Annotated in this window: 14 protein-coding genes; 7 read left to right on the forward strand and 7 right to left on the reverse strand. The window is 43.6% G+C overall.

Going from position 1 to position 11,823, the window contains the following annotated elements:
* Window positions 1–286: 286 nt before the first annotated feature.
* Window positions 287–478, reverse strand: a complete 192-nt coding sequence (locus tag GJR95_RS41210; RefSeq protein ID WP_162391425.1) for a cold-shock protein — start codon at window positions 476–478, stop codon at window positions 287–289.
* A 579-nt stretch (window positions 479–1,057) separates the two neighbouring features.
* On the opposite strand from GJR95_RS41210, the gene GJR95_RS41215 reads away from it, so the two are divergent.
* The 6 genes from GJR95_RS41215 to GJR95_RS41240 all read left to right on the forward strand — a co-directional run bounded on the left by GJR95_RS41215 (window position 1,058) and on the right by GJR95_RS41240 (window position 5,769).
* Complete coding sequence (locus tag GJR95_RS41215) at window positions 1,058–1,501, forward strand: hypothetical protein (RefSeq protein ID WP_162391426.1); 444 nt, start codon at window positions 1,058–1,060, stop codon at window positions 1,499–1,501.
* A gap of 316 nt (window positions 1,502–1,817) precedes the next feature.
* The gene (locus GJR95_RS41220) at window positions 1,818–2,429 is read left to right on the forward strand and encodes a hypothetical protein (RefSeq protein ID WP_162391427.1); all 612 of its coding nucleotides are present in this window, start codon (window positions 1,818–1,820) and stop codon (window positions 2,427–2,429) included.
* A gap of 508 nt (window positions 2,430–2,937) precedes the next feature.
* Window positions 2,938–3,261 (forward strand): DUF7668 domain-containing protein, encoded by a 324-nt coding sequence (locus tag GJR95_RS41225; RefSeq protein ID WP_162391428.1) that lies wholly within the window; start codon window positions 2,938–2,940, stop codon window positions 3,259–3,261.
* Between the two features lie 47 nt (window positions 3,262–3,308).
* Window positions 3,309–4,004 (forward strand): hypothetical protein, encoded by a 696-nt coding sequence (locus GJR95_RS41230; protein WP_162391429.1) that lies wholly within the window; start codon window positions 3,309–3,311, stop codon window positions 4,002–4,004.
* 122 nt (window positions 4,005–4,126) lie between these two features.
* Window positions 4,127–5,113: a hypothetical protein gene (locus tag GJR95_RS41235; protein ID WP_162391430.1), complete on the forward strand. Its 987-nt coding sequence runs from the start codon at window positions 4,127–4,129 to the stop codon at window positions 5,111–5,113.
* 284 nt (window positions 5,114–5,397) lie between these two features.
* Entirely contained in the window at window positions 5,398–5,769 is a 372-nt protein-coding gene (locus tag GJR95_RS41240) for a hypothetical protein (RefSeq protein ID WP_162391431.1), read from the forward strand.
* Between the two features lie 874 nt (window positions 5,770–6,643).
* On the opposite strand, the gene GJR95_RS41245 is transcribed toward GJR95_RS41240, so the two are convergent.
* The 3 genes from GJR95_RS41245 to GJR95_RS41255 form a co-directional block, all read right to left on the reverse strand.
* On the reverse strand, window positions 6,644–6,943 hold the full coding sequence (locus tag GJR95_RS41245; protein ID WP_162391432.1) for a hypothetical protein: 300 nt from the start codon (window positions 6,941–6,943) through the stop codon (window positions 6,644–6,646).
* 68 nt (window positions 6,944–7,011) lie between these two features.
* Entirely contained in the window at window positions 7,012–8,238 is a 1,227-nt protein-coding gene (locus GJR95_RS41250; protein WP_162391433.1) for an IS256 family transposase, read from the reverse strand.
* 191 nt (window positions 8,239–8,429) lie between these two features.
* Window positions 8,430–9,604, reverse strand: a protein-coding gene (locus tag GJR95_RS41255) for an IS3 family transposase (RefSeq protein ID WP_394369977.1) whose coding sequence is annotated in 2 segments (ribosomal slippage) — window positions 8,430–9,313 and window positions 9,313–9,604 — 1,176 coding nt in all. Because the reading frame shifts where the segments join, the coding sequence is not laid out codon by codon here.
* Between the two features lie 101 nt (window positions 9,605–9,705).
* On the opposite strand from GJR95_RS41255, the gene GJR95_RS41260 reads away from it, so the two are divergent.
* Entirely contained in the window at window positions 9,706–10,071 is a 366-nt protein-coding gene (locus GJR95_RS41260) for an immunity 8 family protein (protein WP_162391435.1), read from the forward strand.
* A 32-nt stretch (window positions 10,072–10,103) separates the two neighbouring features.
* Here GJR95_RS41260 and GJR95_RS41265 read toward each other — a convergent pair whose 3' ends face one another.
* From GJR95_RS41265 to GJR95_RS41275, 3 genes are all read right to left on the reverse strand, one after another.
* On the reverse strand, window positions 10,104–10,481 hold the full coding sequence (locus tag GJR95_RS41265) for an SMI1/KNR4 family protein (protein WP_162391436.1): 378 nt from the start codon (window positions 10,479–10,481) through the stop codon (window positions 10,104–10,106).
* Between the two features lie 118 nt (window positions 10,482–10,599).
* Complete coding sequence (locus GJR95_RS41270) at window positions 10,600–10,938, reverse strand: hypothetical protein (RefSeq protein ID WP_162391437.1); 339 nt, start codon at window positions 10,936–10,938, stop codon at window positions 10,600–10,602.
* Between the two features lie 66 nt (window positions 10,939–11,004).
* Window positions 11,005–11,631, reverse strand: a complete 627-nt coding sequence (locus GJR95_RS41275) for a DUF1353 domain-containing protein (RefSeq protein WP_162391438.1) — start codon at window positions 11,629–11,631, stop codon at window positions 11,005–11,007.
* Window positions 11,632–11,823 lie beyond the last annotated feature (192 nt).

Raw genomic sequence — 11,823 nt, forward strand, 5'->3', positions numbered from 1 at the left:
AAAACACAGAAGTTGACTCAGCTTGTGATCAAGATAACAGTAAAATACTATTTTTTATAAAATAGTGAAGTTGGGTGCCTGTACAGACGAGAATGAATTTCTGTTCAATTAAGGCATTTCTTAAATCACCGTTTGTAAAACGCTATAAGCCTAAATTCGTTTGGCTAACCCCCTTTAATAAAAGTATAATTTAGTTAATCGAAGCCAGCTTACCCTTAAACCAACAGAACAGGCTTTGGCAGCCTGTTCTGTTCTCCCTGTACTACTAGCGGACCGCCCGATGGTCTTACGTCCGTTTGACGTTGACCGCATTCAAGCCCTTCTTGCCCTGTTCGACATTGTAAGTTACTTTATCATTCTCTCGGAGTTCTTCGCTCGTACCGGAAATGTGCACAAACACATCGTCGCTGCCATCATCGGGTTTGATAAAACCGAAGCCTTTACTCTCATTAAAAAATTTGACGCTTCCTGTGGGCATTGTGATAAGGTTAAAGTTTGGCTCAAGGACGATAGAAGCGGTCAAATTACCAAACAGGTTTATCGATTGGTATGCTCATGATGAATGGTTGGCTAATTAGCGTGGTTCTTTATGGGATGTAAGGGCAGGCCGTTTCCGGGTGAAAAGTCGTTTTTGAAAGCTCTGTAGCAAAGTGAGTACGGAACTGTAAATTGTATAATTCCTGGTCAAGTTGCATATGGTATGTGGCTGTTGCAAAAGTCGATGCTGCCACGAGCGAATTGGTTAAGTAGGCAATTGATAGCCATTCATCGGGCCCTATTTAGATTCCTATTCATGCGCATCTATACCGCACTTTTGCAACCGCGAATTCTAAGGTAAAAATAAGTGATTCACATATAAATTACTAAGCTGCTGTTGGTAATGCGTAAGCTTGGCAAAACTTTTGGCAAATCCTTGGCTCAATGCTTGATCCGTTTACTTTTACTACCGCGGGGGCGGACCCAAGCCACTGCACTTATACAACAACCTTTGTAAACCTTTACCAGTAGCTTACGACCTACATTTTCTTACTACTCCAAATCCTTAATCGCCATATTTATGAAAAGTTTTCTTTTAGGTTTAGCACTACTATCCATCTTGATAACTGCTTGTCAAAAACCAGCTCCAGACCTCACGCCAAAATATGAGGGTCAGTATCAGTTGCAATTTTCAAGTCATACTGACTTTGATAACACGCCCGTGACAGCAACTAGCACTATTAAAGGCAGCTTACTTATTGTCAAGAATACAGATGGAACTTATACATTCACTGAGAAGAGGCCCAACAGCACGGAACGTTCTTATCAGGTTCATTTGGTGGGTACTAAATTTGAGGTGCCCACCCAGATCGAATCGTTCGAAGTTAGCGGGGTATCTTATAGTCCACAATTTAAAGGTACAGGTGAGTTCAAGACGAACAGTGTGACTATTAACCGGACATCTAGCTTTACGGCGGGTTCTGCAAGAGTCAACAGCAAATGGACCAGTTATGGGTATCGTTAACCACTACCGACTTTTGCAACAGCCACGTATCTTATGTTAATGAACTATTCTTAGATCAACCACCTCATACAAGCCGTGAAAACAGGCCGAATTGTACTTTGGGAAGGGCGGACGCCGTGCGGAAGAACAAAGCTTCACATTATGGTAAAGGAAGATTGGTAGATTAAGCCGCTCAGTTACCAGCAAAGTACCCCTAAAAACGGCCTACCAGTTACCTTAGCGTTTGGCTACGATGTATAATTAAAATACTAATATTTAGAAAATAAGTTCATATTTGTGCCAAGTACAGCTTGTTGTACGATAACTAACTTGGGTCATGAGAAAGACCTTACTTCTTTGCCTTTTAGGGTATTCCTGGCTCTGCCAAGCACAGCATGAAACGCCACTAAATAGAGCATTTGAAAGCCCGCTACCTTTTAGCCGCAATGCTTGGTTAGCGGGCTTTCAAGTAGGGTATTCCAAGGGCACTTATGGTAACGAGCAGTATTCAGCCACTCAAGCGTACGGAGGCTATTTTGTGGCCGATAAAGTAGCCCTTGGCTTGGCTGCTACCTGGGGCCGGGAACGCTTTGGAGCCGTTCAGGATGTCGCTATTTCAGCAGGTCCACTAGTCCGCTATCAGTTCACGCGCAGCCGGTTTTCTCCGTTTATAGTGGGCGCCTATCAGTTTGGCCAAGCTACGGTTTCTGGCCTGAAGTCCAGGCCTACTACCCACAATGTATCTACTACGGCTGACAGCCAGGACCGACCGATCCAATCTCGGTATGTGGGCCTTGGTCTGAGTGTTAGGGTTGTTGGTGCCTGTCGGCTCGATCTACTCCTGACTTGGCAGGATAAAGCGGGTGCTGCCGAATTAGGCCAAACGGGGAGGTACAACCTCTTACAAGCGCAGATCGGGGTTAATTATTTAATGAATAGAAAGCGATAACGGTATCTTTATTCAATGACCTACGCGGTAATATTCTGCCGTTAACTTGACATCAAAGCACTTATACACCAATGAGAGCAAGGCCATGAGTAAAGATCAATACAATTTTAGAGCTAGATGGATTTTGGCCACGACGATTGTACTAACGTTCATTCTAGCTCTCAACTGGAAGGCCATTAATGCCTTTGTCGCTCAGGTAGCACCAAGCGCATTAGGGTATTATTGGATAAGCTATGTTGTACTAATCAGTTTATGGGCAGTCGGATTTTACTTTGCTATAAAGGGTCTGCTAGCTAAGCAGTAAAACCCGTAAATTGAACAGAATTAAATTTTACAGTTATAAGACTTCGTTAGCAATTCTGTTTTCTGTCCATTTACATAATCCTAGTGGCTGTTGCAAAAGTAACTCATTGAGGGATAGATAAGTTGTTAGCGTATGCTAGGCTATCAAGACCTCAATGAGTTACTTTTGCAACAGCGACCTTAAGCGTTTCGTTGATAGTCTAAAATGAGCTATTTTATTCGTCAAGTCCTTGCCAGCATAGTAAGTAATCTAATCACCGGCAATTATGGTGCTATCATTGAGGCAAGTGCAGTAAAAAGATGCTCTGCCGAAGACATTAGCCATGAGCTTTCAACTTATCCCGGCGTCATGACAGACCCGCCAGAATCTGCTTATGAGGACCTGCTTGTTATTGATATTGACGATTCAACTGAACAACTCGTCCATTTTGACTTATGGTTTGACGGCAATAAAGCAGATTTGCAACTACTTGTGTTGGTAAACGAAACCTTAGGTAACTATTCTTTTTGGGATATCCTTGTCCCCTAACCTGATGGGCCTTTTGCAACAGCCACCGCACTTATACACCACCAGAAATGATATTTCTCATTAGCCTATTCTTCGCGTTAACTAAACCTCTATCGGTTAGTGATACAGAACAGATTAAGCGCCAAACTAACTCATCTTGCGTAACTGAATTAGAAGATAGTTTAGCGATCCAATATATTGATCTTCAAGCAAATCCATTACTTTATTCAGAAGTAAAAAAATACATCAAGGAACAGCAGGATAGCAGTCAGTTATTTAAAAATGGATTTGGTTATATAACAATAGGAGGAATTAAATTGGTACGTAACGGTAAACCTATTGAAGTTAGTACCTTAAAGGAACATGAAAAAGATATTGAAGTTGAATTTTTAATTGGGCTTAGTAGCTTTTATCCAACCCAGAGCATGGGCAAGCCATTATATTACTCATTTGTGGAAAGTAGGCTAGTCCTTATCTACGATCAAAGTGTGAAATGGATACATCAAAATTCTTATTCAAAAGCAAGCGTAAGTAAACTTAAGGATTTAGTCAAACAGACGCTTATGCCAGTTTTTGACCCTGACTTCGAGTTTAAAGGTTTTAATGGAGAAACTGTGATCCTTACTCCAGAACGAAGGGAGCAAATGAGCCAAGAGCAGATCTTAGAAATGGCTGCGGCAACTTTGTCAAAGCTTAAAATCGTTGTTGAGTATTTTGATGGAAGCATTTCCTATCGATATGTTAAGCTAGGAAAAGTACGCTGAATGGTACTATCTGTATAAGTTGAAATACATTTATTAACCTTCTGATTAGATTATTCCCTTTACATATTGCCACTTATACAACTTTAGCCAAACAGATATTTTAGGCTACCACTTACAAAATAATGATGAAAACGATGCTGTTTCAACGCCCCAGCACCCACCGACTCAAACGAATCAATCAGTTCCTACTGGTTACAGCCTTGGGCTTTTTCAGTCTGCTCTTAACTAGTTGCGATCCCCGGTCTCCTGGCATTAATCCCACCGAGCCTGTACCGCTTAACCTGAAGGTTAGCCCTCAACCTGACTCCCTACTGACGCTGCCTACTGGACTGGACTTCGCGGTCATCTCCAAAGTGGGGCAAGGCCCAACCGGTTCACTGATTCGCTGGAGCTCGCTGGGATCACCCAGTAATAACTTTACCGCTTATACCTATGACCAACAAGGCCGCCTGGTAGGCAGCTGTGAACAGACTAGTTTTGGCTATGATCTACTCCAGCTGGCCCACTACCAGGGGAGCTACCGGACGTATGTATATACCGGATTTGACTATAGCCGGGGAACCGTGAGTCCCCGACGGGTCGATGGTATTGGCTGGGTCAGCAAGTATGAATACGACGATCAGAATCGGCTGGGACAAGTCTTAATTTATGAGCATGTAGGGGACCGCTTTAAGCTGAATCATATCATTCAATATGAATATACCGCAGCTGGCCACTTACAGCTCACCCGTGATGCGACGGGTCTGGCCTTCAAATCCATTGGCCTTTTCCCCGTAGTGGTCAGCTACTGGCAAGATGGCGATATTATCCAGACAGAGCAGTATCTGCCCAATCAAACGCCCGTCAAGTCTACCCAGCAGACGTTTTATAATCAGGTGAGTAATCCGCGGGCTCGCTTGCAGTTATGGCCTCAACCTATTCTCACTGCCCATTATCCCATCGGTTGGGGGGTTAGCAGCCCAGACTACGAAAGCTTCCAATACCGCTATGGCTACGATGCTCAAGGGCGCTTATCGAGTGTGCAACAACGCAGTCTGAATGGTTACGCTGGTGATACTACGCGCTGGACCGAGTGGACCTATCAGGAGGAGTTTACTTATGCTCCCTAGGCCATGCTTTGGGGGACGGATGGACTAGTTTGCTTTATTTCCCCTGGGTTGCAACGAAGAAGATAGATAGTACTTTCCAAAGCACGGTCAAAGAACGCTAGCTGAAAGGCTTCTTACTTTATTCCATTAACAGAACGAGAGCGGCTGATGAAAAATGCAATCCCAATCTTTAGGATTACCATTCAGCAGCTACAGTGATTATACAACAGGACATACGCTAGAAATAGCTCTAAGAAGATCATATGACGAGAAGGTACTCTAGGCATCTCGCATTGCACCTGCTCATGGGGTTAAGTATAGTCGGCGGTTGTACCCCTCCCTATAAACCCGATTATGATTCGGGCTTTGGCCAATTAATCTATGTCAATAAGTGCAATCAGCAACTCGTATATTTGGTGGATCTAGCTGGATTCCACACCTATCAAAGTGGGCTAACCTATAGCGATACATTAACCCTCCATGGCACCAAGTACACGCATGTTATCCGACTGGATAGCAGTCAGGCCACATTCTTGTCCAAGCGAAGCGCATTGGACAAAGTAAGTATTGATTTTCGACCCTTGGCTCGTCAAGCGCTTCCTAGCTGTGCCGTTGTTCCAAGGGCGAGTATTCAAACCGTACAGGTGCTTTCGATTGGAAATACGGATTACCAATGAGCTACTTTATACTTTACCTATTGGCAGCCGACTTTTGCAACACCCACGTGAGTTATAAAACTACCCTACAGAAAGTTCAATATTTGGCCCTTAGACAATCGGAATAGTCAGTATATTTTAGTTCGATCTAGTCAGGCAAGCGAGCATAGTGATAAAAGTTGGGCCCTATCACTTCAAATAGTTTATACTGTGAGCGATTTACCATATCATCTTCCACATACAGTATGCCTTCTTCGCTGTACCGCCAGGAGGTTGGCTTCCAACGGTAGGCTATTACTTTATACGTAATTTCTATGGACTCTATGTTAGTTGTCTTCATCGCCCCTGTGATTTGATAGACCGTTGTACTATCCAGGTGCTGAGGGGCCAACAACGAGTCCAGGGATGAAAACTTATGTATACTTGCTAGCTCATACAATTGGTCGATACCTTGTACTCGTACTTGGCCCCTACCGAACGTTCGCTTAGCCAAGTTAATGGCTAGCTTATCAATGACGATATACTCGTTGCGGGGTAGAACCACAATATCCCTCGTATTATCGAGCTGATGGACGAGCTGGTGGAGATGTTGGAACGGTTGGCTATTAACGAGCTCTCGGCTATCAATCTCTGGTCCGTCGGTTGATTGAAGGAAGAAGAAAAAGAGAAAGGGTATACTAATCAAGCAGAGCAGAGCAATGCCCACTGCTTTTAGAGCGACAACTACTGTTTTCAAAAGGGTATGGTTAAGATAAAGTGCAAAATGACGATAACCTTTGCATTCATCGCATTTTGTACTTATTGAAGGGCAGTTTTATAACTCCGATTATGTAATGAGATTATACTCAGATCGAGTCGTTTGGTCTACGACAAGGTACATTAACTAAATCCTACTTCACTGGCTGGTGTTCATTGGAATGTCTTTGGGATTTAGATAAGGGAGTCGATATTTGGGCTTAGTAACCATATCACCCCATTCCCAAAACATAATCGGGTTGATCCGATATAATCGGTATAATACCGTGTCATTAGGATGCTCTTGTTTATAGGACATAAATCTTCGTTCGATTCCATCATAATTGCGAGCCATTAATGGAATTTCATCATCCCTAAATCCTCCTGAGGCCGTCGCGTAGTCCAGTGTAGTACAGAAAGGCTCAATGAAGGTTTGAAAGAGAAATTTGAGGGGCTGCATATTAGATAAAACGATGAAGACAAGTACTATCAACTGAGGGAGTGCTCGCTGAACTGTGTCAGCAGGGTTTATTCGAAGCGATGTGATTTAATCCGCTCCTCAAAGATAATGCTGAACTGATTAATGATCTCTTTCCAGTTGTAAGTCGTCGTTTCCCACTTGATCTGCAAATTCTGGATAACCAGATAAACCAACTTTTGTAAAGCGACATCCGACGAAAAAGCCCCTTTCGTTTTGGTCACTTTGCGCAGCTGCCGATGATAGCCTTCGACTGTATTGGTCGTATACATTGCCTTGCGAATCGCAGGTGGATAGTCGAAAAAAGGAGACAGTAGTTCCCATTTCTCTAACCACGGCTGGACCGCTTTAGGATAGGCTGAGCCCCATTTTTCTTGCACTACTAACAAATTTTCTAAGCCTTGCTCGCGGTTAGAAGCCTGATAAACCGTCTTTAGATCGTTAGCCAAGTCTTTTAGGTACTTGTCGGGCACGAACCGGAAACTGTTACGGAGTTGGTGCACAATACAAAGCTGCACGGTAGTGGTGGGGAAAACACTGGCAATGGCTGTATCAAAACCTTTCAAGCCATCCACACAGCTAATCAGCAAGTCTTCTACTCCCCGTTGTTTCAGATCGGTGAGTACGGTCAACCAGAATTTAGCCGATTCACTCTCAGCCGTGTAAATGCCGAGTACTTGCTTTTTGCCTGCCAAACTCAGCCCGATCACGCTATAAAGCACACGCGTGACCACTTTGCCATCATGGCGCACTTTGTAATAGATGCCGTCGAGCCACACCAAGGTGTATAGGCTTTCCAATGGTCGATTTTGCCATTCCCGCATAGCCGGAATGACTTTGTCCGTAATGGCTGTTAATTCGCTGTCAGACAGTGAATAGCCGTACATCTCCAACAGGTGTTTGCTGATGTCAGCGTAGCTGTTTCCTACACCGTAGAGCGATAAAACCTTCTGTTCGAGTTGGGGCGTGAGGATGACCTGTCGTTTGGGTACGATCTGGGGTTGGTAGCTACCGGTGCGATCCCGCGGAGTCTGTAACTCTAAAGGACCAGCGCTACTTTTAACCTGCTTGGTAGTTTTGCCGTTTCGGCGGTTCTGCTCAGGAAGTCGGGTTTGCGCCAAATGGCCATCCATTTCTCCTTCCAAAGCGGACTCTAAAAAGTGTTTAAGCAAAGGAGCGAATAAGCCGTTTTCGCCCGTCAGGGGTTTGCCTTCGTAAAGGCCTTTGATAGCCGCTTGTTTGAAGGCTTCAAAGTCGAACTCGTTCTCGTTAGTCATGATGGTGAAAGTTAGAGGTTTTAACCCTTTATTCACCTGTGACACAGTTTAGCGAGCAGTCTCTCAACCAACGCTTCACGTTCTTCCTTTCCCAACTAATACTGCACATATAGAGTATCACTTTAGTGTTGTATAAGTGGCATTATAAGCATAAGTAGATGGTGCTCCCCAACTGTTGGACAGTTAGTGGGTCAATTTAAGATGGTACCAGCTGACTGCGAAATTGTATTTTTCTTCCCCTTTGTACCCTCAATATACCATTGGGCTGGCGTATGGTAATCCAGCGACTGGTGTTTGCGGCCATAGTTATAAAAATGAAAGTACTTGGCTAAACCGCGCTCTAAAGCTAAACCATCTGGGTAAGCCTGCAAATAGATATGCTCGTATTTCACTGTTCGCCATAGTCGCTCAATAAAAATATTGTCTATGGCCCGGCCTTTTCCATCCATACTGATTTGGATTTCAGCCGCTTTTAGGGGCCCTAAAAAACGAGGACTGGTGAACTGGCCCCCTTGGTCGGTATTGAAAATCCGAGGCTTACCCCATTGCTTAAGTGCATCCTGTAAAGCATCAATGCAAAAATCAACTAGCAAGGTGTTCGATAAGCGCCAACTTAGCACAAAACGGGTATACCAGTCGATGACCGCACACAGATAAAGAAATCCGTTGGCCATCGGAATGTACGTTATATCCGTTGACCAAACATGGTTAGGCTCTTCAATGGTTACACCGCCTAACAGATAGGGGTAAATTTGATGTCCCTCAGCAGGTTTTGACAAATTCGGTTTGCAATAGATCGCTTCCAGGCTCATCAACCGCATTAGCCGCCGTACACGTTTGAGATTTACAGGGGTTTGTGTTGTGGTTAGCTCTTGCTGCATTCGGCGCACACCCAACTCAGGTCGTTCGGTAAAGAGTTTGTCGATCTGTGCCATTAATGCCAGGTTTGCTGCTGATTCACCCACTGGCTGATAGTAATAGCTGGCGCGGGTAATGCCCAGTAGCTCACACTGTTGATTAATACTTAACTGATTATGAGCAGGCTCAATCAGGCAACGCCGGTCGCTGACTAGATCGTCCGTAATTTTTTTTTGAGGTAGTCGTTTTCCACCTTGAGTTGGCCAATTTGTTGAAACAAGGGGGCTTCGATCTGCTCCCGTTCGTAGTCTGCCATAGGCGAACTGACTAGCCCATTGAACAGCGTGGGTAAACCCTCTAAGGCTTGTTGCTTCCACTGAGTAATTTGAGTAGCATGAATACCGAATTCGCTGCTGAGTTGAGCCAGAGTTTTGTGCCCCTTTAATGTTTCCAGGACCACTTTGGTCTTGAAGTTTGCGTCGTGAACACGCCGAGTTGATTTGGCCATGATTGGACATTTTGTAGGTCTAAGTTATTGGTTTTACACTTATCACTACTGTCCAACTTTAGGGGAGCACTATAGTAAGCCTCAATTTAGTACTCAATTATATGAAACCTATCCTTGTCGATTTCGATTCTGCTGACGTACCAGACTTGTTCAGTTATCAACCCGAAGATCCCGAGGTTTTTGGCTTCTCGCTTAACCTGGCTGTCGGAATTGAAGGACAAAAAGGAGCTGATAACTTTCAACTTATGGTTGCCACACCTAAGTACATTCAAAAAATGTATCCTAACCAAACATCTATCCTACTTCGACACTATCTCCTCGTATTTCGCTATGACTTCAATGAGATTCTGGATGTGATCAATGGATATATCCGCTCTATTAACGAGGATATATGGGAAAAGGTGGGCGAAAAGGTAGGAAGGATAGCTCAATGGGAGTTTGAAGACTATAAACCCTATCAAAAATAGCAGTTGTATAATTGGCTATATGTAAAAGGACATCACTGCGCCTTAAGAGCTCTTAAAAAATCTACAAAATTGCCACCCATTTCCCTAGAATAGCTATCGTCAATCATATCCAGTTCGTAGAATACCCGATCACGGACTCCATAGTGGAAATAGCCAGTCGAACCAATAATGACAAACTGCTTGTAAGGGTCATCATTAATTTGGTGCAATTCCGTCACTTCAAGTACATCAGCGATAGGCCATATTGATAGATAGTTGTCCCCAACAAGCCCATTTGCCCCATTATGTAATCTAATAAACGCCAAGTAGTCAGACGAAAGAACAGTGCTATATCGATCAGCCAGTCTGGAAAATGCCCCATTATCCGGCTTGTCATTCAGCGTAAGATTACTAATCAAGTCTTCGTACATACTGATCTTGAAGGGGTGGATTTGCTGTTGTATAAGTGCCTTTACGTTAGTGAAATAAATCTAGAATCGGCAAGTGCACTCTCCTCTCAGTCAGGCTGACTTGAAAAAGTGCAAAATACTATTTCGGATTGTGAAAGTATTCCCAAGCGTAACTCTCTATTTCCCCACTATTAGTAAGTTCGTTACCTGCCTCATTAAAGAGTTTATACATCTGCTGATTGTTGTCACCGATTGAAGCTTCGCCATCCAAACCTAACAAAACAGTATATAAAGCGTCTGTCAAGGCACCGTCGAGAATTTTATATAAGGTACTCGTTTCACTACTATCTACATCTAATGACTCAATCATTTTGGCTATAGGAGAGCCAAAATATTCATCTTGAGAGGGACTAAAGTACCTTTTAAGGAGGTCGGTTTTTAGTTCATAAAAACCTTTCACAAAGTCTTCTTCTGGCATTGTTAATGGTGTATACGTGCAATTATGATAACTCAGTTTTGAGTATTTTCAATGCTTTATATCGTACTAATTACTAGACACGGCGTTATTTAAATCGTTTGGCTTGAATAAACGCTTTTCTTTTTTTGCTTTTATCAAGCAATGTAACCGAATTACAATCTCGTCTAGAGATGGATTTTTCATCTCTATCCATTCTTCTGCCTCCTTAAACTCTACTTCTGAGATTGATACATTGCTTAATTGGTATCCTTGAAACGTTAAAGTCGTCGCACTAATCCCACTTTTACCGTAAACAGGTAACCACCGTTGACTCGTGGCAAATACCCCCGCAAACAACAGTTTAGCTTTAACTTCTGGTAAGCCTGCTGTTAGGCAGGCTTCATAGAACATTCGATGCACCAAAAACCAGGGCTCTTTTTTGTAGTTACAGTAATAATTATGAAGGACCACTGCCTCCCGATAAGGTCCTGTTAGGGGCGAACCTACTTGCACCCACAGAGCCTTGGGGATAGACGAGTCGTCGATCAAAACACCCTTGGGTACTTGCCAAGTCTTTCCCTTAAAGTCAGTAAAGCCAAAGTCATTGAGGAGCCTCATTTTATGGTGATCACCTTCAGCGTCTATCCATTGAGCCACAACACTACCTAAAAACTGTCCCTCACTTGGCGTCCAGCCAGACGCGCCTATTAACATAGGCACACAGCAAAAAAGTAGCCACTTCCGCAGCGTGTAATGTATGGTTAGTTCAGAGTGAGACACGTATGCTACTAGAATAGGTTTACAAAGGAGAACAGTACTGATTATCAGCCTGATATTGCACATTTCCGAACCGTACTTTTTTGTATGGGTACCATTTTAGTGGTGGATAGCCTTGACCTTGGTGAG

It is taken from the genome of Spirosoma endbachense (assembly GCF_010233585.1).
Classification (GTDB): Bacteria; Bacteroidota; Bacteroidia; order Cytophagales; family Spirosomataceae; genus Spirosoma; species Spirosoma endbachense.